The following is a 23076-nucleotide window of genomic DNA, read 5'->3' on the forward strand; positions in this document are numbered from 1 at the left end:
TTTTTTATTCTTTGGAAGAGACTGAATCAGTTTCATTCACTTGGTAAACAGCATCTGCCACTATTTTTGGTTCGATATTTTTGATTTTATTGCCAAAACTTCGTAACCACCAAACCAGTTGTGAGGTAAAAGGCACAGTTGCGCTAATCAGGGCTATGCCATTTTCAATTTTTTCAATTTTTTGATCTTTGCTGAGCTGACTTTCTTCAAAATAGTGCGCATCAGATTCAGGCATGCTCAGTTGAAGCAATACATTTTCCGTTGGCTGGTTAAAATCGACCCGGAATCCTAAAGCGCCAGATTCAATATATTCATCAATATCAAAATTTACCGGGTGTAGGGCACGAGAATTCAGCACCTCTGCTGATTTAAAACGGTGCAGGGCAAAGGTCTGAATATCCGATTTATCATGACGGGTACAGACCAGATAGATAATTGAACCTTTTTGCACTAATGCCAGCGGATTTAAAATATAGGTTTTCTCTTCGCCATTATGACCACGACCCTGATAAACACATTCCAGCTGTTTGTCCTGTAACAGGCCTTCGTAAATCGCCTGTTGGGCCGTTTTATCAACGACAGGCGGAATAAGCGGTTGGGTAGCTGGCACGATTCTGACCCGGTTAATCCATTGTCGTACGTTATTTTGTGAAGACAGGCTGCGTCGAGCCAGATCAAACCAGGGATTCATTTCTTCAATCAGACTAGGTGGCAGTAGGTGTTTGAGATGTTCTTCCACCATCATAAAAGTCACCGCCTGTGAACTGGTCATATGCGGCAAGCTTTGAATAGGGGCATCTGAACGCCAGCGCCAGCCTTGTGGTGTGGTTTTACTGCTCTCAATCGGAAAACGCTGGGCAATCTGATTCAGGTCACGCTGAATGGTGCGTAAACTGATCTCGATCCCTTCGCGATTCAGGATTTCCTGGAGTTCACGGGTTCCCATCCATTTGCCGGTAGAAAGACGCGACAAGATTTGCCATTGGCGGTAAAGGCTATTGGAGGTTTCTTTTTCTTGTGCTGACATAATGTATTTTTACTGGCAATCAGTGGAAACAAATTAAATATGAGCTTACCACAATAAGAAATCTGAATTTTTTTCGCAAGTTATTCTGCGCAACAATTGACCTACAATCCGTAAACATCTTGGCGAAAAATGATATTGAGTGAATAGGCACTTTACTGGGTTAATACAGACTTCGAAACGGATGTCATGGCATGGATATTGCTTTGATTTTATTATAATAGATTACAATGAAGAGGTTTGTATGCTAAAAGAAAGCCAGGATACAAATACTATTACAACAGTAGAAAATCATACTGCAGCAGATTTAAGCAAAAATTTTACAGATACTACAGCACTTAATATTTCAATCAAGCACAGTCCGCATTTTTTATACCAAGAGATTTCTTCGAAATTTTTCAATGAAATGCGTGATCATCAGGTAATACACAGTCAGGCAGGTCAACGAATTGAAGAATGGCTGTCACAGCATACACTAGATGAACTGAATCAGCTAAATGAAGTAGCAAAAGAACATTTTCTTTATGACGGTATTACGTTTACCGTGTATGGAGATGAGCAAGGCACTGAGCGGACTATTCCTTTTGATGTAATCCCACGGGTGATTGCCCGTAAACAGTGGAATATGGTGGCACTCGGTTCAGCACAGCGTGTTCAAGCCTTAAACCTGTTTCTGCATGATATTTATCATCAGCAGGATATTCTTAAAGCCAATATTGTCCCTGAGCTTCAGGTGCTCACCCATGAAGCGTATCAGCCACATATGTACCAGCATCATTTGAAAGGCAGTATCTATAGCCAGATTAGCGGGATTGATATTATCCGAGATTCCAAAGGTGAATTTTATGTACTGGAAGATAACCTGAGAACGCCATCTGGGGTGTCTTATATGCTGGAATGCCGCAAGATCAGCCAGAAGTTAATGCCAAAAGTGTTTGAGCAATCCAATATTGCCGGTATTGAACAATATCCAAAACTCTTAAAAGAAATTCTGGCGGAAAATGCTTATACCGATAATCCATTCATTGTAGTTTTGACCCCGGGTCGTTTCAATAGTGCATACTATGAACACGCTTGCCTTGCAAGGGAGATGAATGTGCCTTTAGTGACATCACGTGATCTTTTTGTTGAGAACTCGAAGGTTTATGTAAAAACAATACGTGGGCGTCAACAGGTTGATGTTATTTATAGAAGAGTCGACGACGCCTATCTTGATCCACTGTGCTTTAAACCAGACAGTACTTTGGGTGTTCCGGGCTTAATGTCCGCATATTTACAGCACAATGTTGTAATCGCAAATGCCCCGGGTACAGGTGTGGCAGATGATAAATCGATTTATCCTTATGTCGATAAAATGATTCATTTTTATTTGGGTGAAAAACCGATTTTAAATAATGTTCCAACCTACCAATGCCGTAATCCGGAAGATCTGGACTATGTGTTGACAAATTTGGATCAGCTGGTCGTCAAGGAAGCACAAGGTTCTGGCGGTTACGGCATGCTGATTGGGCCACAAGCCTCTCAACAGCATATTGATATTTTCAGAGATAAAATTTTAGCTGCGCCGCATTTATATATTGCGCAGCCAACTTTGAATTTGTCGGTCAGTCCGACTTTAAGCAATTTTGGTATTGCTGAACGACATATTGATCTGCGTCCTTTTGTCTTGAGCTCACCTTACCGCACTGAAATTGTGCCAGGTGGTCTGACCCGGGTAGCCATGCAGGCAGGCTCACTGGTGGTCAACTCATCGCAAGGTGGCGGGATCAAAGATACTTGGGTAGTCGACAACTTACATTCATAACATTCCAAAGAAGGATAACGTCATGGTTTTGTTAAATACCAATGCGCAACATATTTTTTGGTTAGGCCGTTATTTATCTCGTACCCAGTTTTTATGTTCGCATTTTCCATTTTTAGATGATGAAGCCGCTGTGGCTTATGCACATGCTTTCTGTTTGCCTGCGTTTGATGCCAGTTCATTAAATGAGCTGGTTCTGGATAGTACCCAACCGACTTCATTTACCCAACAGTTTCAGGTGGCAAAAGACAATATTCAGGAATTACGCGGTGTATTGTCTGGCAAAGCCTATTCCGAACTACTGAAACTGATTAAAACTGCGGATCAGAATGCCGGTTATATCTGCGATGTCGTGACAGATTGTGCCGAAATTCTAGAAGCAGAATCATCAGATGTATTTCTATTTTTCAGTCTGGGCCAATGTTTGGAACAGCTAGATCAGCAGTTACGTCTCGGTGAGGATACTACCCGTACCTTATGTAAAATCGATTATATTGTGGATACACTCTGTGAGATTGGTTGGGGCAGTGTAAAACAATACTGGACACAGTTACGTGCCGCACCTGATCTGAAGCAGTTTTACCAGTTTAGTGATCATATTCATCGCTTGTTCGAGGCTGATGTATGAAATTGATGGTGAATCACCAAACGCAATACACGTACACAGCCGAGGTGAGGAACAGTATTCAGTACATCAAAATGATGCCTTCCACCAATGAACATCAGAAGGTGCATTATTGGGATGTCAGTGTACCGGGTCAGAAAGTGATTCGGCATGATGCCTTTAAAAATCTCTGGATGACCAGTACACAGCGTGAATCCTATCATAGCCTGATGATCATGGCACAAGGCATCGTTGAGCTAAATCTCGCGCATGAGCAGGGCTTAAATGATTCCTTAAATCCATATCTATTTTTACAGCCGACTGAAGCAACAAAATGCAATGCAGAGATGAAGGATTTTGCAGATCGTCATGTTCCAGCATTAACTCGTAAACATTTAATCGGCTTGGCTCAAGCCGTACTCGAACACGTTCCTTATATATCAAATAGTACTACGGTACAGGGGTCTGCTATTGATGCTTTTGAAGCACGTCAGGGCGTCTGTCAGGATCACAGTCATATTTTTATCGCCATGTGTAAACATTTAGGTTTACCATCACGTTATATATCAGGTTATCTTTATGCACAGAATGCCTCACATCTGGCGAGTCATGCTTGGGCTGAGGTATTTATTGAACAGGCATGGTACTGTTTTGATGTGAGTAACCTGTTATTTACGCCTAGTGCGCATGTCTATGTTGCGGTGGGGCGCGACTATTGGGATGTTGCACCAGTACGTGGTGTAAGAGAAGAAGGCGGTGTGGAATCCATGTATTCCATCGTCCAGGTACTAGGATGTTAATTCATTAATAAGGACAAAAAATGACGTATTGTTGTGCCCTTCGTTTAGAGCAAGGTATGCTATTTATCAGTGATACACGTACCAATGCTGGTGTGGATCACATTTCGGTATTTCGAAAATTATATACCTTTGGGGTAGATGGGGAGCGCGTTATCGTACTCCAGGCTTCCGGAAACCTGGCAACAACACAGGCGGTAATCGGACATATCAGAAATCAGCTGGAACTCAGGCAGGAACCGAATATCCTGAGTTTACCGACCATGTTTGATGTTGCGGAACTGGTGGGTAATACACTCAAAAAAGTGATTGCCAATGTCACGGATGATAGTTTAGAACAAAGTACTTACTATTGTAATTTCCTGGTCGGCGGCCAGATTAAAAATCAGGAAATGCAGCTCTATCATATCTACCCGCAAGGCAATTTTATTTGCGCGACACGAGATACGCCATATTTCCAGATTGGTGAAAGCAAATACGGTAAGCCGATTCTGGATCGTGCCTTGACCTATGATATGCCACTCGATGAAGCATTACGTTGTTCTTTGATTTCTTTTGCTTCTACCTTACGTTCAAATGTATCTGTCGGTATGCCACTGGATGTACTTGTCTATAAAAAAGACAGCTTAATGATGCCGAAAGGTAAACGTATTGCTGAAGACGATGAATATTTTACGGATATCAGTCGGCAATGGTCAGAAACTTTAAAGAAAGGCCTGGCTGAATTACCCACCCCATCGAATGATTATTTCTTATAATATTTATAGAAATAAAAATAAGTTTTTCTTATAAGAATTAGTAAAAATTGACTGCTTAGTGTACAGTGCTAACTTCTATACGATATTGCATAGATAAGAATAGAGGTTAGCCGCATGTACCAATTTTGTTACGCCAGTGAAAGTACCTCGTCCAAAGCCGACTTACTTCAAGATTTAACGGATATCCTTAAAGAAGCACATGATTTTAATCATTCTAATCAAATAACAGGGGTGCTTTATTTTGCTGATGGACATTTTTTCCAGTGCCTGGAAGGGGAATGTCTGGTTTTAAAAGCTTTACTGACAGAGAGACTGTCTAAAGATCCACGCCATAAAAATATTAAACTATTTGAAACCAAAGAGATTGAGCAGCGTACTTTTGGCGACTGGTCAATGAAATATATTTCTAAACGTAGTTCTATTCAACAATTCTGCCAAGAAATGGGATTTGAGGTTTTTACGCCTAATGATTTTAACCAGGAACAAGTAGATGCTTTATTATTTGAACTGTCATTAATCGAAAATGAAGAGCAAAAATCAGCTTGAATGCTGACAATATAAAAAAGCCCAACATGAGTTGGGCTTTTTTATTTTTAAATAGTTTTTCTTTAAACTAGTTTGCGTACCGGGCGGGCAGACATACGGCAAAGCAATTCATAACCAATGGTGCCATTGGCTTCAGCCACATCATCGACCAGACGGGATTTGCCCCATAGTTCGACTTCAGTACCCAATTCCAGATTGAGACCAGTTGCATCAATGGCAATCATGTCCATTGCCACACGGCCAATCACACGGGTTTGCTGACCATTAATCGCTACATGGTTCTGTTTTGGGAAAGCACGTGGATAACCGTCACCATAACCGATAGAAACAATGGCCAAGGTCATGTCTTTGTCAGCAGTAAAAGTTGAACCATAACCGACATGTTCACCAGGTTTGATATTATTCAATGCAATCACTTCAGCGGTAAAAGTCATGACTGGTTTTAGATCTAGATCATGTACAGTCTTGTCTGCAAATGGAGTCGCGCCGTAGAGCATGATGCCCGGACGAACAAAGTCAAAATGCAATTCTGGATATTTATAGATCGCAGCTGAGTTACAGCAAGAACCCATTAAAGGTGCGCAGTCATTCTTCACTTCCAAGAACTGCTGGATTTGCTGTTCATTGAGAGGATGTTCCGCATCAGCATTGGCAAAGTGCATCGCCAGCACGCAGGTAAAACCTTCTGCTTTTAATTGATTGATCACATCTTTAATCACATCAATTTTAAAACCAAGACGGTTCATACCGCTGTTGAGTTTTACCCAAACTTTTAGGCCTTTCGCAATATAGGCTTCTTTATTTGCCAGTAACCAGTCCAGTTGTGGCTGATGATGCACAATGACTTCAATATTCTGATCGATCACAACCTGCATTTCATCTGCAGAGAAAATGCCTTCGATTAGGGTAATGGGTTGCTGGTAGCCGAGTTCACGAATTTCCAGGGCTTCTTCCAGACAGGCGACACCAAAGGCATCACTATCTTTTAAGGCTGCTAAGCAGTCTTTAATTCCATGTCCGTAAGCATTGGCTTTGACCATGCTGACGATTTTAGCGGTTGGGGCAAGTTGTTTGACACGGTTTAAATTATATTGCAGTGCTTCACTGTCAATATAAACTGTAGCTTGGCGCACCCTAGATACTCCTGCGGGATGACAAAAATAATATCGTGTGGAACACACAAAACAGGGAGAGAAATAACAGGATTGTGAAAACAAAAGCGGTCATTTCAAAATTGTGAATATTGTAGACCTATCTACTATAAATGGACATGCTCATTTATATAATTTCATGCACAGCAAGCATTCTAAATAAAAAAGAGACCATTTCGGCCTCTTTTCTACACTCAGATCAAACTTGAATACTTACTCTTCATCATCATACTGGGCATAGAACTCAGGAGAGAGGTTACTGAAACGGGTATATTGACCTTCAAATGCCAGACGTACGGTACCAATTGGACCATTACGCTGTTTACCGATAATAATCTCGGCAGTGCCGGCTTCTTTCGATTCCTTGTTATAAACCTCGTCACGGTAAATAAACATGATCAAGTCGGCATCCTGTTCGATCGCACCAGATTCACGAAGGTCAGACATCACCGGGCGTTTGTTGGGACGGTTTTCTAGAGAACGGTTCAACTGTGATAAGGCAATGACTGGACATTGCATCTCTTTGGCCAAGGCTTTTAAGCTTCGAGAAATTTCCGAGATCTCGCCTACACGGTTATCACCCATACCCGGTACTTTCATCAATTGAAGATAATCGACCATGATACAACCGAGCTTACCGCCATGCATTTTGGCAATACGACGCGCACGCGCACGAACCTCAGTCGGTGGTAGTGCAGAGGAATCATCGATATAAAGATGCTTTTCCTGTAAATGCACAATGGTACTAGTCACTTTTGACCATTCATCGCTGTCCATTTTACCAGCACGTAAGTGACCTTGATGTACACGGCCGAAAGAGGAAATCAAACGCATCGCAATCGAATCCGCTGGCATTTCCATCGAATAGACCAGCGCAGGAAGGTTGTTGTTAAACAGCACACTTTCGACCAGGTTCATGGCAAAGGTGGTTTTACCCATAGAGGGACGGGCTGCGACAATAATTAAATCGCCGGCCTGCATACCGGAAGTTTTGTTGTCTAGTTCCACGAAACCGGTGGTCAGACCGGTAATTGAACCTTCTAATTGGGACAGTTCATTCAACTTGTCGAACACGTCAGCTACAACGGTATTAATCGCTTTTGGACCTTGAGCCTTGGCATTGTTATTATGTTGTTCGGCAATCGAGAAAATATTAGTTTCAGCCAGATCCAGAATTTCACTCACCGGACGGCCTTTAGTGTCATAGGCATTCTGTAAAATTTCAGAGCTGACCTTGATCATGCTACGTAAAGTAGAGAACTCTTTAATTTTTCCGGCATAGGTTTCCAGGTTATAGAAACTCGAAGGCGAATCAGCCATCAGCTGCATTAAATATTCTTCACCACCGACCGCATCGAGTAAGTTCTGCTTGATCAGCCAGTCATGAACCAGTACTGCATCATAAGGCGAGTTTTCTTTAGAAAGCTGTTCAATGGCACGGAAGATATATTTATGCCGGGTCGCATAAAAATCATTTTCGGTAAGTACATCGCCGACTTGTTCAAAAGATTCAGCCACAGTCATAAGGGCAGCAAGTACAGCCTGTTCAATCGCTAAATTGTGCGGGGGAGTACGGAACTCCTTAAGTTGGGTATCAGCAACAATTTCTGGTTTAGCGGTAGGTGCCTTTTTGCTGGCATTCGCCTGTGACATATAAATCCCTGATTTTAAATACAATGGTTAAATATTGTCGGAGATGAATAAGGTTTATTCACTACGAGATGAAATGATACGCGGTCTGATCCAAAATGCGAAGTGCAATTTTTTGTGAACGCGAAGAATAAATTGAATTTTCTACTGTTGAGCAGATTATATTTTTTAGAGATAAAAAAAGAGCATGCCAAAGCATGCCCTTTTTTCGGTGAGAAATTACTCAGCTACGATAGTAACCAGAACTTCTGCAGCAACATCATGGTGCAATTGGATTGCGATGTTGAATTCACCAGTGTTGCGAAGTGCGCCATTTGGAAGACGAACTTCAGCACGGTCAACTGTAAGACCAGCATTTGTCAACGCGTCAGCGATGTCACGAGTACCGATTGAACCGAACAGTTTACCTTCATCACCAGCTTTCGCAGTGATTACGATGTTTACTTCGTTCAATTGGTCAGCACGTGCTTGAGCAGCAGCTAATACTTCAGCTTCTTGTTTCTCAAGTTCAGCACGACGAGCTTCAAAAGCAGCAGTGTTAGCTTCAGTAGCTGCAACTGCTTTACCTTGAGGGATCAAGTAGTTACGGCCGTAACCAGCTTTAACTGAAACTTTATCACCAAGTTTACCAAGGTTTTTAATGCGTTGTAATAAGATAATATCCACAGCTCAACCTCACTTATGATTGTCAGTGTAAGGGATCAAAGACAAGTAGCGAGCTTGTTTGATAGCAAGTGCTAGCTGACGTTGGTAACGAGCTTTAGTACCTGTAATACGGCTAGGAACAATCTTGCCGTTTTCAGTGATGTACTGTTTTAAAGTGTCGATATCTTTGTAGTCGATGTACGTAACGTTCTCAGCTGTAAAGCGGCAGAACTTGCGACGACGGTAAAAACGTGCCATGTTAGGTTCTCCTTATGCTTCAGCAGAGTCTTGAGCTTGTTGTGCTTCTTCACGTTGAGCTTTACGCGCACGTTTTTCTTCAGCACTCTTAGCCAATAGTGACTCTTCAGTGATAGCGTTTTCACGACGGATGATAAGGCTACGAATGATTGCATCGTTATAACGGAACAATTCTTCTAGCTCATCAAGAGTAGTTTGACCACACTCAACATTCATCAGAATGTAGTGAGCTTTGTGGATCTTGTTGATTGGGTAAGCCAATTGACGACGGCCCCAGTCTTCAAGACGGTGGATTTGACCTTCAGCTTCTTTGATGTGAGTCAGGTAACGTTCTACCATACCCACAACTTGATCGCTTTGGTCTGGATGTACCAATAGTACGATTTCGTAGTGACGCATTGTCAGCTCCTTACGGTTTAAACAGCCCCAATTTAAGTGAAATTGAAGCAAGGAGTCACAACCTTGGTTGTGTCGCATAATATGCGAAGCGTGAAGTTTAGTGGTTTTGGGGCTGAAATACAAGCAAATCTTGCCAGATGATGAATGTTTAAGTAGGTATGGAAGCAAATAAAAATTTACAAGAGGGAAATTTCTAGAAGAAACACAGTTACTTTAAGTAAGCTTGAAAGGAATTAGGTATTTAGCAGGAGAAATAAAAAAGATAGAGTAAAACTCTATCTTCTTAAAAGAATATGATTGGATTCTGCGGGGCAGTAGAAGTAAAACTGAAAATAATACTGATCACGGTAATTAGTTTGACCGAGAACATGAAATACTGTTTTGCCCATGCCTGATTATCTTCAGCTTTAAAGCCCTGAATACTGAGATAGATCCAGTAAAGCGTCATCAGATTTAATACCACCAGATAGATCCAGTTTGCATAACCATAAACAAATAAAGCATTCATGGTAATTCCGAACAATATCACGTAGATCAAAGATTCGATCTTGGTACGTCGAATTGAACGGGCGACAGGCAGAATTGGAATGCCTGCATTTTTGTAATCTTCAAAACGATAGACTGCAATTCCCCATGAATGGGGCATTTGCCAGAGTGCATACCCTAGAAAAATTAAAAGGGCACCCAGGTCAAACTGGCTTGCAACTGCGGTATAACCGATCACAGGCGGTGCTGCACCAGAAATACTGCCTACCAGTGTTTGGTGAATAGTTGTTCGTTTTGTCCATAAGCTGTAAAAACCAACGTATACGACAAAACCAATAACTGCGAATAGGAAAGCGTATGCATTTACCCAGAACCATAAAATGCCAAAACCGATCACACCCAGTACAAAAGCAAAGGTGAGAGCAACAGGTACAGAAATAGTTTTTTTGACAAGTGCGCGATTTTGCGTGCGCTGCATTTTTTGGTCGATGTCCTGATCAATAACGTTATTGACCACGCATCCTGATGCCACTACGAGAGTAGTACCAATAAGAGTAAGAAGCAGGAGAAGGAAATCTACAGAACCTTGAGTGGCTACGAAGTAGCCACCCAAAGTGGTAACAAAGTTACCGAAGAGAATTCCTGGCTTAGTCAGGAATAAATACTTTTTCAGCATGACAACCAGTTTAGATCATCATGTTGTAGTGTAGGTAGTTCATGATCCATACAGAACCCACTAAAAGAATAGCGATGGTTAAGATGGTATACACAAATGCAATTACGTTCCAGCGTTGCTCTGAAGAAGAGTTCATGTGCAAGAAGTAAATTAATTGCACAAGAATCTGAGCGACTGCAGTAATTGCAATAGCAGTAATCAAGATACCGCGGCTAAAACCACCTGCCATGACCATACCGAATGGAATTACAGTAAGGACAACAGACAGGATGAAGCCAACAGTATATTGCTTCATGTTACCGTGTGATTCGCCAGCAGCGTTATGATCATGACTCATTATAGAACTCCCATCAAGTAAACTACGCTGAATACACAGATCCATACGATGTCAAGGAAGTGCCAGAACAAGCTTAGGCACGCAAGACGACGAGTGTTAGGCAGAGTCAAACCATATTTCTTGATTTGAATCATTAACACGATCATCCATACCAAACCTGAAGTCACGTGGATACCGTGCGTACCTACCAGCGTAAAGAACGAAGACAGGAACGCAGAAGTGCTAGGGCCATGACCAGCATGAACTAAATGATTGAACTCATAAAGTTCCATACCGATGAAGGCAGCACCAAATAACCAAGTGATCGCTAACCAGGTAAGAACCTGACTAACGTTTTTCTTGTAGGCAGCTAGAACGGCAAAACCAAAAGTTACGGAAGAGATCAAAAGGGCAAACGTTTCAGTTAAAACGAAGCCTAATGAATCACCAAACAGATCACGCGCGCTTGGAGTGCCTAATGGAACGTGGCTACTTAAAACAGCGAATGCAATGAAGAGTGTACCGAAAAGGATAAGGTCACTCATCAAGTAAGTCCAGAAACCAAAGACAGTGATGTCAGTATCATCGTGATGATGATGCTCATCGTGTCCGTGGTTATCGTGATGAAGTACTTCAGCCATGGTCTTAGTCCTTCTTCAAGTGTTTTTCAAGGATCGCATAACGTTCACCTTCAATACGCTCAACTTCAGCAGCAGGAACATAGTAATCCACTTTCTTGGTGAAAGAAGACACGATGAAGCTGATGATAGCTGCTACGAAAGTAACCGCTACTAACCACCAGATGTGCCAGATTAACGCGAAGCCCATAACAGTAATGAACATTGCGATAATGAAACCAGCAGCACGGTTAGTCGGCATATGGATATCTTCGTACTTCGTAGGTTTTGCATAAGCAACACCGTTTTCTTTCTCGACCCAGAAAGTATCAATACCATTGATCTTTGGAAGATGAGCAAAGTTATAGAACGGAGCAGGAGAAGATGTAGACCATTCAAGTGTACGACCATCCCATGGATCGCCAGTCAAATCTAGACGTTGATCGCGTTGTAGGAAACCAACAACGATTTGCATGATGAAACATACAATACCAAGTGCTACAAGAACTGCACCGAACATTGCGATGTTTACATACGGATCCCAGTCTGGGTTATCAAATGTATTCAGACGACGAGTCATACCCATGAAACCAAGGATATAAAGTGGCATGAATGCAAAGTAGAAACCGAAGAACCAGAACCAGAATGCTGCTTTACCCCAAGTCTCATTCAGTCTCCAACCAAACATTTTCGGCCAGTAGAAGATGATACCCGCGAACATCGCGAATACTACACCACCAATAATTACGTTATGGAAGTGAGCGATCAGGAATAAAGAGTTATGTACCAGGAAGTCCGCTGGTGGAACTGCCATCAATACACCTGTTAAACCACCGATACCAAAAGTCACAAGGAAGCCAAGTGTCCATAGCATTGGGGTAGTGTAAACGATACGACCCTTGTACATGGTGAACAACCAAGAGAAGATTTTCACACCAGTAGGAATCGCAATAATCATGGTCATGATACCGAAGAACGCGTTAACGTTGGCACCTGCACCCATGGTAAAGAAGTGGTGAACCCATACAACGAATGACAATACTGTAATTGCAACTGTTGCATACACCATTGATTTATAACCGAACAATGCTTTACGAGCGAAAGTCGATACAACTTCAGAGTAAATACCAAATGCTGGCAATACCAGAATGTATACTTCTGGGTGACCCCAAGTCCAAATCAAGTTCACATAAAGCATTGGGCTACCGCCTAGCTCGTTTGTGAAGAAGTGGAAGCCGAAGTAACGGTCAAGAGACAGCATTGCAATAGTAGCAGTCAACACTGGGAATGCTGCGATAATCAATACTGCTGTACATAAAGATGTCCAGGTAAAGATTGGCATTTCCATCAGTTTCATGCCAGGCGCACGCATTTTGATGATGGTAACGAAGAAGTTAACACCCGTTAATAGCGTACCCAGACCTGAAATCTGCAGTGCCCAGATGTAGTAATCCACACCGACGCCAGGAGAGTATTCAATGCCTGATAGTGGAGGATAAGCCATCCAACCAGTCGCAGCGAATTCACCAATCGCAAGTGAAGCCATCATCAGACCCGCAGCACCAGCGAACAGCCAGAAGCTTAAAGAGTTCAATAATGGGAATGCAACGTCACGTGCACCGATTTGAAGCGGTACAGAGATGTTCATTAAGCCAACAACAAGACCCATTGCCACGAAGAAGATCATGATCACACCGTGTGCGGTGAAGATCTGGTCATAGTGTTCTGGGTGCAAGTAGCCTTCGCCGCCACCTTTTGCAAGGAACTGCTGAAGACGCATCATAATCGCATCGGCGAAACCACGTACCAGCATGATCACTGATACAAAGATATACATGATACCAATTTTTTTATGGTCTACAGATGTGAACCATTCGTTCCACAGGTAGCCCCATTTTTTGAAGTAGGTAATACCTGCAACAACTGCGATACCACCTAAGATCATCATTGCAACAGTTACCAGTACGATTGGATCGTACGGAATTGCATCTGGACCTAACTTACCTAAGAAGCTCATGAATTATTCTCCTTGAGAAGCAGTCGCATGTTCAACATCTACATGTGCTTCAGAAGCAGCTGCTTCCTGGTGAGCAACAGAAGACGCTGAGTGATCAGCACCGTGATAGTTACTCATGTAGTTATTGATCACAGATTCAAACAAACCTTGCTCAACAGAAGAGTAGTAAGTCACTGGATGTGGCTTAGTTGGGTAAGGCTTCATTGCTTCAGCAGCAGCCTTCTCTTCAGGAGTCGTAGCTTTTGCAATAATCGCTTCGATTTGGTGTTTACCACGGTTACCGTCACGCAAGCTTGCAAATTCAGCTTGGTCTAAAACAGTTTTTTGAACTGCTTCTGGATTTACTGAAGTACCGTTACCTGCTTTAACTGCAGCTACCCATTCAGCAAACTGAGCATCAGTCACAGCATGTGCACGGAAGCGCATTTGTGAGAAGCCATAGCCTGAATAGTTAGAAGAGAAACCGCGGTAGCCTTCAGCTGGGCTAGTTTCGTCTGCCATTAAGTTCAGGTGAGTTTGCATACCCGCCATTGCATAGATCTGACCACTTAACGCAGGGATGAAGAATGAGTTCATCGTGAAGTTAGAAGTCAAACGAAGACTTACCGGAGTTTTCTCTGGGAAGCGAATTTCGTTTACAGTCGCAATGTTTTGTTCTGGGTAGATGAAGATCCATTTGAACTGTTCAGCAATAACCTGAACTGTTAATGGTGCTTTATCTGCCTCAAGTGGGCGGTATGGGTCGTACTTGTGGGAACCCCACCAAGTTAACCAAGCTAAAATACCAATAATAATGACAGGGATACCCCAAACTACAATTTCAATCGCAGTAGAGTGTGCCCATGTAGGTTTATAGTCTGCGTCTTTATTCGATGCGCGATATTTCCAACCGAACCATAATGCCATGATAATTGATGGAATTACCACCAATAGCATTAAGTAAATCGCAGTCATCATCAGGCTACTTTGGCCTTCAGCAACTGGACCCTTAGAGTTCAGAAGTACTAGATCACCACCACACCCTGTTAAAAGTGCAGCCATCGTTGATAAAGACAATACAGCTAAAATCGTTTGTCTCATTTTACAACCTCGGTGAAGAGTCCCATTCCCTAATTTAATATGGGATAGCGATTAAAGTGTCGCATGATAAAAGAGGCCGTTTTTTTACAAAACACCCTTCTAATCATAATACACCGCTACGTTGTAGGGCATTATGCCTGATATTGCCAAACTAAGCTATATATAAAGGTGCTTTAAATGACTGTAATAAAAACCGATTTTGTCGGTCGAGTTTCAAGAATATTTATAGGAATTTTATTGTAATTTCAAAGTTATGTAGGAAAATGGGATGCCAAAACATCCCATTTTATGGCATAACTAATTATTGTTTAACGACTTGAGTTTTTGCCAGTTTATCGTGCACGGTTTGACGTTTTTGCCCTAAACCGAACGCCCAGTCAATGATTGTGCTGAGTGGCATGAAGATAATATTCAGGAAAATAAAGAACACACTGCGAATAGTGAAGGCACGCATCAAGCTGGTTTTTTCACCAGTCTCAGCATCTACGATCTTAATTTTAGTCAGTTTTTTACCGATACTTTGACCCGATTTGGCAATCAGAAAAGCCTGAATAGCGAGCATGATCACCAGGTAAATTGCAGTCGCAATCCATGCCTGCTGTGAAAACATGTCAAACATCTGAGTCTGTAGCTGCTGTGCCAAAGCAGGGTCAGCATCACTACTTAACATCACATTCATAAATTCCTGGTTCAGTTGTGCGAATTGGGTTTCCTGTTCAGGAGTAAAAAATGCGGTCAAAATAAACGTCGCAGGCAGCCATAAAAGCAGATCCACAATCTTGGCTAAAATACGGCTTGGAATACTCGCCAGTTCTTTTTTTGCTGCAACATTTTGAGAGCTGCGGGCACGAAGATGGTCTGTACTTAACTCATTTGCGTTCTGTGGAGCCTGATAGGCAGGTGTCGCTGGCATTTCTGGTGCTACATAGCCTTCAGGCTGATAGATCAGTTTCCCTTGGGTGAGTTCACCTAAAGCTTTCCATTCGGTCATACCTTGATGCCAAGCCAAATCAGTCAGAAGTACCTGTTGGTTGGCAAGCATCTGATTTAATTGCTCGAGCGTATATGGGCCAGCTTGTTGATTATTTCGTGCCAAGTAAATCTGCATATAAACTGAATCTCAAAAATATAAATTTAGACAAAAATTGAACTAGGAGTTTAAGTATTTTCAGGCTGAAAACAAATAAAAGAATATAAGTGTAATATATGGATAAGTTTAGGATTTTCAAGAATGTTCATCACCAAATTCCTCCATAATTGAGACAGTGTAGCAAGGATTGATGATTTTGCTATCAAGATGTGAAAATTCACTTAAATTTAATTATGCAATTTTTTATCATGATGTTTGTTGGTGTTTGTTTGTCATTGCACTAAGAAGCTTATGCTTATATAAATAATTTGATTTCTGTTAAATCAAAAAACATATAATTAATCACTTAACTATAAATATAATTAAGATAATAGACCTCTTGCGTTAGTCAAAATTTAATCAGTGATAAACGTTGATTTTTAAATAAATATCAAAGTCTAAAATAGTCAAAAATAATACTTTCGCAAGAGGTCTAATATCTAGGTAATATTGAGAACATAAAAAAAGACCCTATGAAAGGGTCTTTTTTTAAAGAGTTAATTAAGCTTTTTGAGCTTTCTCTTCAGACAGGAAGAACCAGGTATCCAATACTGAGTCTGGGTTAAGAGATACAGATTCAATACCTTGTTCCATCAGCCATTGTGCAAGATCTGGGTGGTCAGAAGGACCTTGGCCACAGATACCTACATATTTACCGGCTTTACGGCAAGCATGGATGGCCATAGAAAGAAGCGCTTTTACTGCTGGATCACGTTCATCAAATAGGTGAGAAACGATACCAGAGTCACGGTCAAGACCAAGCGTTAACTGAGTCAAGTCATTTGAACCGATAGAGAAACCATCGAAGTGTTCAAGGAACTGTTCAGCTAACAAAGCGTTAGTTGGCAATTCACACATCATGATCACTTTAAGACCATTTTCACCACGTTTCAGACCGTTTTGACCTAATAGCTCAATAACACGTTTAGCTTCAGCAACAGTACGTACGAACGGGATCATGATTTGAACGTTAGTCAGACCCATTTCGTCACGAACTTTTTTCAGTGCACGGCATTCAAGTTCGAAGCAGTCACGGAAGTTGTCAGATACATAACGACTTGCACCACGGAAGCCCAACATTGGGTTTTCTTCTTCAGGTTCGTACAGTTTACCGCCGATCAGGTTAGCGTATTCGTTTGACTTGAAGTCAGACATACGTACGATCACTGGTTTGTCAGCGAACGCAGCAGCAAGAGTAGAGATACCTTCAACCAGTTTTTCTACATAGAATTCGATTGGAGATGCATAACCTGCAGTACGAGCAAGTACAGCAGCACGAGTTTCACGTGGCAGACTATCGATGTTCAATAATGCTTTAGGATGCACACCGATCATACGGTTGATGATGAACTCTAGCCGAGCAAGACCAATACCTTCGTTCGGAATTTGCGCGAAGTCAAATGCACGATCCGGGTTACCTACGTTCATCATGATTTTGAACGGAAGTTTTGGCATAGATTCGATAGAGTTGGTTTGGATTTCGAAATCAAGCGCACCTTCGTAGATGAAACCAGTATCACCTTCAGCACAAGATACAGTCACTTCCTGACCGTCAACCAGGACTTCGGTTGCATTACCACAACCTACGATAGCTGGAACCCCAAGTTCACGTGCGATGATCGCAGCGTGACAAGTACGACCACCACGGTTAGTTACAATCGCAGCAGCACGTTTCATTACTGGTTCCCAATCCGGGTCAGTCATATCAGATACAAGTACATCACCGTCTTGTACTTTGTCCATTTCTTTAATTGAAGTTACGATGCGGACTTTACCAGAACCGATACGTTGACCAATTGAACGGCCTTCACAGATTACAGTACCACGTTGTTTTAACAGGTAGCGTTCCATCGTGCCGACATTTTCACGGCTCTTCACAGTTTCAGGACGCGCCTGAACGATGTAGATTTTGCCGTCATCACCGTCTTTCGCCCACTCGATGTCCATTGGAGAACCGTAGTGGTTTTCAATGATCAGTGCTTGCTTAGCCAATTCTTGCAGTTCATGATCGTTCAATGCAAATTGTTGACGATCCGCTTTTTCTACATCAACTACAACAACTGATTTACCCGCAGCGGCTTCTTCACCATAAATCATTTTCTGGTGTTTAGAACCTAAGTTACGGCGCAGTACAGCGTGTTTGCCTGCATTTAGAAGCGGTTTTGAAATATAGAATTCATCCGGGTTTACTGCACCCTGAACTACCATTTCACCCAAGCCATAAGAAGCTGTAATGAATACTGCATCACGGAAGCCTGATTCAGTATCTAGAGTGAACATTACACCAGCAGCACCAGTTTCTGAGCGAACCATACGTTGTACGCCTGCAGAAAGAGCAACCACGTCATGCGCAAAGTTTTGGTGTACACGGTAAGAGATCGCGCGGTCATTGTACAAAGATGCAAACACTTCTTTGATCGCGATCAGAACGTTATCGATACCACGAATGTTCAGGAAGGTTTCTTGCTGACCTGCGAAAGAAGCATCAGGTAAGTCTTCTGCAGTCGCAGATGAACGAACGGCAACCGCGATGTCAGGGTTGCCGTTTGAAAGTTCTGCAAAAGCTGCACGAATTTCCTTTTCCAGTTCAGCAGTAAGTGGAGTTTCCACAATCCATTGACGAATCTTTGCACCAGTTTCAGCAAGTGCATTGACGTCATCAACGTTAAGTGCAGCAAGCTCTGCATTGATTTTAGCGTTTAGGCCACTTTGCTCGAGAAATTCACGATAAGCAGCAGCTGTTGTTGCGAAGCCACCTGGTACTGATACACCAGCATTAGATAAGTGGCTGATCATTTCGCCCAGAGATGAGTTTTTCCCACCTACAAGCTCAACATCGTGCTTCCCTAATTTTTCTAGACCAATTACGCGCGCTTCCAAAGTTGTTACTCCACTTTTGCAGTATTAATCACTATCTTGGCATGAGAGTATAGCAAATCTTCTAGGTTTTTGATTTTACTAAGCGACAGTCATGTAAGATCGGTTTACTATAAAGATTATATAGTACTAAGACAAATGTTTGAGGAGAATTTTAATGTCAGAAGGTAAACAAATTCAGCGGAGTGTGTTTTTTATTTCCGATGGTACTGCCATTACTGCTGAAACCCTTGGCCACTCACTGTTAGCGCAGTTTCCGCATGTGGATTTTGACATTCATATTATCCCTTATATTAGCTCTGAAGAAGCGGCCATGAATGTGGTCACAGAGATCAATGAACGTGCCCAAAAAGACGGTCAAAAACCTTTGGTTTTCGATACGTTGGTGGATCCCTATGTGCGTGAAATTATTAATACTGCAAATGCAGTAAATCTTGATGTTTTTGAAGGGCTTATCAGTAAATTATCAGAAGAGCTTGGTACTGAACCTACGACTTTAGTCGGTCAGACCCATGCGGTGACCGATTCTGAGTCTTATAAGGCACGTATTGATGCCGTACATTTTGCGCTCGACAATGATGATGGTGCGCGTACGCGTCACTATGATAAGGCTGATCTGATCCTGATTGGCGTATCGCGTTCCGGTAAGACTCCAACCTCAATTTATTTGTCTCTGCAATTTGGAATTCGTGTAGCGAACTATCCGCTAACTGAAGAAGATCTGGACGATAACCGCCTGCCAGCAGTGCTAAGACCGCATAAAAACAAGCTTTTTGGCTTGATGATTGATGCAGAACGTCTGGTTGCAATTCGTACAGAACGTAAGGCCAACAGCCGTTATGCCAGCTTTAGCCAGTGTCAGATGGAACTGCGTGCAATTGAAGGCATCTATATTTCGGAAGGGATAAAGTACCTGAATGTTTCGGAAATGTCGATTGAAGAAATCTCAACGCGTGTCTTACAGATGACAGGACTAAAACGTCGAATTGGCTAAAAAGAATTCAGAGCCAGACTTCAGTTTGGCTCTGATTTATAGATAAAAATTAATAAAAATACTGCTTTCATAGAAATAAAATATGAATATTATAAGTTGTTGAAATATTCAATATTTTAATAAAAAATGCAGTGATTGTTTTTTAAACTTTTTTGCTATTCAATGAAATCAAAAATTCAATTTTGCAGAGCTAAATTTTTCCAAATACACTCCGAATTTTTAATCTTATGTGCTAAAAACAGATTAACTTGCTGATTGAAAAGTATGCACAATTAGCTCAACCTGATGTTCATCTCCATTAATACAATGAATACTATTTTCGGAAATTTTTGCAATAGGCCAGGTAATCAGCTGGCAATTTTCACGTTGCAGAGCAGCATAATAGTGATCTGATTTAAGATAAACTTTGGATGCGGCTGCAAGATTTGGCATGAGCTGGCGTCTGAGCCATAAATTTTGTACCTGATTTTCTAGATAACGTAATGATAAAATGCTTTTAATGCGGTTATTAAATAGGCGTCGATTTTTAATGATTAAGGGGTGATTTAATAACCGCTGCAAACCACGTTCAGTACCTGGCAATACAAATTGCGGATTAATCTGAAAAACTTTTACTGAGTGAGCTTGCTGGCTAATCTTGTTGAGCTGGCTTACGGTAAATTGATCCGTACCGATAATCGCAATATCTTTTCCGGCACAGTCAAGTTCAGCGAGCTGGGAAGAGGGCATTTTAATGCCAGTAAAATGCTGGAAATTTTCGGGACGATTCTCAAATATACCCGCGTATGCATCCTGCTTGGTGGACATTGTTTTTCCTTGAAATTATTTAATAATTGGTCTTATTTGCTTTGTTATAGATATTAACAAAAGCCCTAGAGCGGTAAAGTTCAAAATTTAACTTAGACAGTCATTCTTTTTTCTATTGTATTTTTAATGAGACATAGATGTATTAAAGCGCAGGAGATCCATCTTAGACATGGATTTATCTATTTGGAGACTTAAAATTTTCAAACAAAGTTTTAAAAAATATACCCATTCCTAAGAGTGGGTATATAGATCAGAATAAATTAGGCAAAGCAAGACAGCATTATTGCCCGTTTTTGATCTGCATCAGCAATTCAAAATTATGCAGACGTTTCTCTGTGTCATAGATGTCACAGGTGAAGATAAACTCATCTACATCATATTTTGCTATGAGTGCTTCCAAACCGGCTTTAACAGTTTCTTTGGAACCCACTTGCGCCATGGCAAAGAAATTGTCGACAGACATTTTTTCAGGTGGTGACCAGAGTCCTTCCATAGAATCAATCGGCGCTTTCAATTTCAGGCTTTGACCGCGAATCAGGGCAAGGACACGCTGGTAAGCACTTGTTGCCAGATATTCAGCTTCTTCATCTGTATCTGCGACACAAGTCGGTACGCCCATAGAAACATAAGGACGATCCAGATATTCAGACGGTTCGAAATTGTCCCGATACAATTGAATCGCTTGACCAAGCATACGCGGAGCAAAGTGAGATGCAAAAGAATAGGGTAGACCAAGTTTTGCTGCCAGTTGTGCGCTAAACAGGCTCGAACCTAATAACCACACAGGTACGTGTGTGCTTTGGCCTGGAGTTGCCACAATGCGTTGGCCTGGAATCGGATCTTTAAAGTATTGCAGAATTTCTAAAACATCCTGCGGGAACTGATCTTCAGTTTCCTGACGGCCACGACGTAAAGCACGCATGGTCATTTGATCGGTACCAGGAGCACGGCCTAGACCCAGCTCAATACGATCTGGATATAAAGTCGCTAATGTACCGAACTGTTCTGCTACTACCAAGGGTGCATGGTTTGGCAACATAATGCCGCCAGAGCCAAGTTTGATGCTATTGGTATTTGCCAGTAAATAGCCTAAGAGAACGGCAGTCGCTGAGCTGGCAATACCATCCATATTATGATGCTCGGCCAGCCACATCCGGCTATAACCTAGACGTTCTGCGGTCTGGGCCAATTCCAACGCATGTTGCAGGGAGAATTGAATGGTCTTATCGTCACGAACTGGAACCAGTTCGAGAATAGAGAACTGGGTATCGGTAAGCGTACGCATAATATTACTCTTGAATAAACATGACTAAGAGCATACGACTTTGCATTGTATTTGTATATCGAAAAAAATCGATATATATGTAAACCAAAATAACAGGCAAAAAAATAAGCATCCGAAGATGCTTATTCAAGGAGGAAAAGTGATTAGAGGAAATCTTAGCGACGGTGGTTATAACGGTAGTTGCTAGTACGATAGTTTTTTGAACTATAGCGACGGTCATAACGGTCATCATAACGACGGTCTTCGCTGACTTTTTTACCAAGGGCAGAACCACCAGCAGAACCTAATGCAGCACCAATTAAGCCGCCATTAGAACCCGCCATGTTTTTACCTACGGCATAACCGGCACCACCACCTAAAGCACCGCCGATAATCGCACCATTACGGTCACGTTTATTCGCTGCTACTGCGGCACCAGCACCACCGCCAATCGCAGAACCGATTGTTGCACCAGTTGTACCACCCATTTTATTGCCCACTGCGGCACCAACGACACCACCCAAAGCAGAAGCTAAAGCCGTATTCGTTGTATTTCCGGCATTGGCGGCTGTCATACCCATGGCTGAGGTTGCTACGACAGCGATCATTAGAGATTTGTAATTCATGAGTACACCTTTTATATATCTAGCTGTATTTGTTGATGAGATAAATTTAATCTAGCAACCGTCAAATAGCATGGAGGCAGTGTTGGCGAATTGTGATTTTTATCTCCTTAATTTATTCATGATCTTGTTCGAATAAGTTGATGTATTACATGAATTTGAATACGTTGAACGCATAATAAAAAAAGCACCCAAACAGGCACTGCTGTCCCATAGTTTGCTTTAAATAAAAAAACCTGAGTCCTAACAGTTAAAATATGAGTGCAAACAAACACTTTAACGACCAGGATTCAGGTTTTGTCACATCAGAATACCGTATTTCATGAGCTAATTAAACCTGTTGTGCGACAGGATTTTGAACAACTTGCTAAAGTACACCATGTTGGACAGAAATTTAGAGCGGCTTCCCGGTGGGATCAGTTTATTGCCCTATTGATGTCTCAATTCTCTTGTAGGCAAAGTCTGAGAGATATTCAATCCAATTTGGAGTGCCAACAGGAAAAGCTAAGTCATCTCGGAGCAAAGTCTATTCCCCGAAGCACGCTGGCACGAATCAA

General features: G+C 41.8%; 23 protein-coding genes. 7 read left to right on the plus strand and 16 right to left on the minus strand.

Features of this window, described 5'->3' with window-relative positions; all coding sequences use genetic code 11:
- Positions 1–4: 4 nt before the first annotated feature.
- The gene (locus tag FTU03_RS06680; RefSeq protein WP_166134987.1) at positions 5–1027 is read right to left on the minus strand and encodes a YafY family protein; all 1023 of its coding nucleotides are present in this window, start codon (positions 1025–1027) and stop codon (positions 5–7) included.
- 241 nt (positions 1028–1268) lie between these two features.
- Here FTU03_RS06680 and FTU03_RS06685 point away from each other — a divergent pair, with 241 nt between their 5' ends.
- The 5 genes from FTU03_RS06685 to FTU03_RS06705 all read left to right on the plus strand — a co-directional run bounded on the left by FTU03_RS06685 (position 1269) and on the right by FTU03_RS06705 (position 5530).
- A complete protein-coding gene (locus FTU03_RS06685) occupies positions 1269–2828 on the plus strand; it encodes a circularly permuted type 2 ATP-grasp protein (protein ID WP_179992461.1) in 1560 nt (519 codons plus the stop codon).
- A gap of 22 nt (positions 2829–2850) precedes the next feature.
- Complete coding sequence (locus tag FTU03_RS06690; protein ID WP_004783892.1) at positions 2851–3453, plus strand: alpha-E domain-containing protein; 603 nt, start codon at positions 2851–2853, stop codon at positions 3451–3453.
- Positions 3450–4229, plus strand: coding sequence for a transglutaminase family protein (locus FTU03_RS06695; RefSeq protein ID WP_179992462.1), 780 nt, complete (start codon positions 3450–3452; stop codon positions 4227–4229). Before FTU03_RS06690 ends, FTU03_RS06695 begins: the two co-directional genes overlap by 4 nt.
- A gap of 20 nt (positions 4230–4249) precedes the next feature.
- The gene (locus FTU03_RS06700) at positions 4250–4984 is read left to right on the plus strand and encodes a proteasome-type protease (protein WP_004783888.1); all 735 of its coding nucleotides are present in this window, start codon (positions 4250–4252) and stop codon (positions 4982–4984) included.
- Between the two features lie 114 nt (positions 4985–5098).
- Positions 5099–5530, plus strand: a complete 432-nt coding sequence (locus FTU03_RS06705; RefSeq protein WP_179992463.1) for a BLUF domain-containing protein — start codon at positions 5099–5101, stop codon at positions 5528–5530.
- A 62-nt stretch (positions 5531–5592) separates the two neighbouring features.
- Here the strand turns inward: FTU03_RS06705 and alr are convergent, their stop codons facing one another.
- The 12 genes from alr to ppsA all read right to left on the minus strand — a co-directional run bounded on the left by alr (position 5593) and on the right by ppsA (position 18834).
- Positions 5593–6663 (minus strand): alanine racemase, encoded by a 1071-nt coding sequence (gene alr, locus FTU03_RS06710; RefSeq protein ID WP_179992464.1) that lies wholly within the window; start codon positions 6661–6663, stop codon positions 5593–5595.
- 231 nt (positions 6664–6894) lie between these two features.
- The gene (gene dnaB, locus FTU03_RS06715; protein ID WP_004783882.1) at positions 6895–8334 is read right to left on the minus strand and encodes a replicative DNA helicase; all 1440 of its coding nucleotides are present in this window, start codon (positions 8332–8334) and stop codon (positions 6895–6897) included.
- A 216-nt stretch (positions 8335–8550) separates the two neighbouring features.
- The gene (gene rplI, locus FTU03_RS06720) at positions 8551–8997 is read right to left on the minus strand and encodes a 50S ribosomal protein L9 (protein ID WP_004783880.1); all 447 of its coding nucleotides are present in this window, start codon (positions 8995–8997) and stop codon (positions 8551–8553) included.
- Positions 8998–9006: 9 nt separating this feature from the next.
- On the minus strand, positions 9007–9234 hold the full coding sequence (rpsR, locus tag FTU03_RS06725) for a 30S ribosomal protein S18 (protein WP_004278792.1): 228 nt from the start codon (positions 9232–9234) through the stop codon (positions 9007–9009).
- A 12-nt stretch (positions 9235–9246) separates the two neighbouring features.
- On the minus strand, positions 9247–9633 hold the full coding sequence (rpsF, locus tag FTU03_RS06730; protein ID WP_004696436.1) for a 30S ribosomal protein S6: 387 nt from the start codon (positions 9631–9633) through the stop codon (positions 9247–9249).
- Between the two features lie 283 nt (positions 9634–9916).
- Positions 9917–10795, minus strand: coding sequence for a heme o synthase (cyoE, locus tag FTU03_RS06735; protein ID WP_179992465.1), 879 nt, complete (start codon positions 10793–10795; stop codon positions 9917–9919).
- Positions 10796–10805: 10 nt separating this feature from the next.
- Positions 10806–11135, minus strand: coding sequence for a cytochrome o ubiquinol oxidase subunit IV (locus FTU03_RS06740; protein WP_171064814.1), 330 nt, complete (start codon positions 11133–11135; stop codon positions 10806–10808).
- On the minus strand, positions 11132–11752 hold the full coding sequence (gene cyoC, locus FTU03_RS06745; protein ID WP_166134969.1) for a cytochrome o ubiquinol oxidase subunit III: 621 nt from the start codon (positions 11750–11752) through the stop codon (positions 11132–11134). Before cyoC ends, FTU03_RS06740 begins: the two co-directional genes overlap by 4 nt.
- A 4-nt stretch (positions 11753–11756) precedes the next feature.
- Positions 11757–13745, minus strand: a complete 1989-nt coding sequence (gene cyoB, locus FTU03_RS06750) for a cytochrome o ubiquinol oxidase subunit I (RefSeq protein WP_179992466.1) — start codon at positions 13743–13745, stop codon at positions 11757–11759.
- Between the two features lie 3 nt (positions 13746–13748).
- On the minus strand, positions 13749–14825 hold the full coding sequence (gene cyoA / locus FTU03_RS06755) for a ubiquinol oxidase subunit II (RefSeq protein ID WP_005236020.1): 1077 nt from the start codon (positions 14823–14825) through the stop codon (positions 13749–13751).
- A 301-nt stretch (positions 14826–15126) separates the two neighbouring features.
- Positions 15127–15933, minus strand: a complete 807-nt coding sequence (locus tag FTU03_RS06760; RefSeq protein ID WP_179992467.1) for an RDD family protein — start codon at positions 15931–15933, stop codon at positions 15127–15129.
- A gap of 522 nt (positions 15934–16455) precedes the next feature.
- Entirely contained in the window at positions 16456–18834 is a 2379-nt protein-coding gene (gene ppsA / locus FTU03_RS06765) for a phosphoenolpyruvate synthase (RefSeq protein ID WP_004783865.1), read from the minus strand.
- A 154-nt stretch (positions 18835–18988) separates the two neighbouring features.
- On the opposite strand from ppsA, the gene FTU03_RS06770 reads away from it, so the two are divergent.
- Positions 18989–19825, plus strand: a complete 837-nt coding sequence (locus FTU03_RS06770; RefSeq protein WP_166134959.1) for a pyruvate, water dikinase regulatory protein — start codon at positions 18989–18991, stop codon at positions 19823–19825.
- 243 nt (positions 19826–20068) lie between these two features.
- Here FTU03_RS06770 and FTU03_RS06775 read toward each other — a convergent pair whose 3' ends face one another.
- From FTU03_RS06775 to FTU03_RS06785, 3 genes are all read right to left on the minus strand, one after another.
- Positions 20069–20632, minus strand: a complete 564-nt coding sequence (locus FTU03_RS06775; RefSeq protein ID WP_179992468.1) for a flavoprotein — start codon at positions 20630–20632, stop codon at positions 20069–20071.
- Between the two features lie 280 nt (positions 20633–20912).
- Entirely contained in the window at positions 20913–21917 is a 1005-nt protein-coding gene (locus FTU03_RS06780; RefSeq protein WP_004783860.1) for an LLM class flavin-dependent oxidoreductase, read from the minus strand.
- 155 nt (positions 21918–22072) lie between these two features.
- Positions 22073–22522 carry a hypothetical protein gene (locus FTU03_RS06785; protein ID WP_004783858.1) on the minus strand — a complete coding sequence of 150 codons (450 nt, stop codon included), beginning with the start codon at positions 22520–22522 and terminating at the stop codon, positions 22073–22075.
- Between the two features lie 294 nt (positions 22523–22816).
- On the opposite strand from FTU03_RS06785, the gene FTU03_RS06790 reads away from it, so the two are divergent.
- On the plus strand, positions 22817–23076 hold a 260-nt coding region (locus FTU03_RS06790; RefSeq protein ID WP_179992469.1), incomplete at its 3' end, for a DUF4372 domain-containing protein.

This window comes from Acinetobacter sp. YH12046 (assembly GCF_013419905.1).
Lineage (GTDB): Bacteria > Pseudomonadota > Gammaproteobacteria > Pseudomonadales > Moraxellaceae > Acinetobacter.

Excerpts from the sequence above, each read along its gene's own strand:
- FTU03_RS06680 (WP_166134987.1), bottom strand. The coding sequence starts at position 1,027 with ATGTCAGCACAAGAAAAAGAAACCTCCAATAGCCTTTACCGCCAATGG.
- FTU03_RS06685 (WP_179992461.1), top strand. The coding sequence starts at position 1,269 with ATGCTAAAAGAAAGCCAGGATACAAATACTATTACAACAGTAGAAAAT.
- FTU03_RS06690 (WP_004783892.1), top strand. The coding sequence starts at position 2,851 with ATGGTTTTGTTAAATACCAATGCGCAACATATTTTTTGGTTAGGCCGT.
- FTU03_RS06695 (WP_179992462.1), top strand. The coding sequence starts at position 3,450 with ATGAAATTGATGGTGAATCACCAAACGCAATACACGTACACAGCCGAG.
- FTU03_RS06700 (WP_004783888.1), top strand. The coding sequence starts at position 4,250 with ATGACGTATTGTTGTGCCCTTCGTTTAGAGCAAGGTATGCTATTTATC.
- FTU03_RS06705 (WP_179992463.1), top strand. The coding sequence starts at position 5,099 with ATGTACCAATTTTGTTACGCCAGTGAAAGTACCTCGTCCAAAGCCGAC.
- dnaB (WP_004783882.1), bottom strand. The coding sequence starts at position 8,334 with ATGTCACAGGCGAATGCCAGCAAAAAGGCACCTACCGCTAAACCAGAA.
- rpsR (WP_004278792.1), bottom strand. The coding sequence starts at position 9,234 with ATGGCACGTTTTTACCGTCGTCGCAAGTTCTGCCGCTTTACAGCTGAG.
- rpsF (WP_004696436.1), bottom strand. The coding sequence starts at position 9,633 with ATGCGTCACTACGAAATCGTACTATTGGTACATCCAGACCAAAGCGAT.
- cyoE (WP_179992465.1), bottom strand. The coding sequence starts at position 10,795 with ATGCTGAAAAAGTATTTATTCCTGACTAAGCCAGGAATTCTCTTCGGT.
- cyoC (WP_166134969.1), bottom strand. The coding sequence starts at position 11,752 with ATGGCTGAAGTACTTCATCACGATAACCACGGACACGATGAGCATCAT.
- cyoB (WP_179992466.1), bottom strand. The coding sequence starts at position 13,745 with ATGAGCTTCTTAGGTAAGTTAGGTCCAGATGCAATTCCGTACGATCCA.
- cyoA (WP_005236020.1), bottom strand. The coding sequence starts at position 14,825 with ATGAGACAAACGATTTTAGCTGTATTGTCTTTATCAACGATGGCTGCA.
- FTU03_RS06760 (WP_179992467.1), bottom strand. The coding sequence starts at position 15,933 with ATGCAGATTTACTTGGCACGAAATAATCAACAAGCTGGCCCATATACG.
- FTU03_RS06770 (WP_166134959.1), top strand. The coding sequence starts at position 18,989 with ATGTCAGAAGGTAAACAAATTCAGCGGAGTGTGTTTTTTATTTCCGAT.
- FTU03_RS06775 (WP_179992468.1), bottom strand. The coding sequence starts at position 20,632 with ATGTCCACCAAGCAGGATGCATACGCGGGTATATTTGAGAATCGTCCC.
- FTU03_RS06780 (WP_004783860.1), bottom strand. The coding sequence starts at position 21,917 with ATGCGTACGCTTACCGATACCCAGTTCTCTATTCTCGAACTGGTTCCA.
- FTU03_RS06785 (WP_004783858.1), bottom strand. The coding sequence starts at position 22,522 with ATGAATTACAAATCTCTAATGATCGCTGTCGTAGCAACCTCAGCCATG.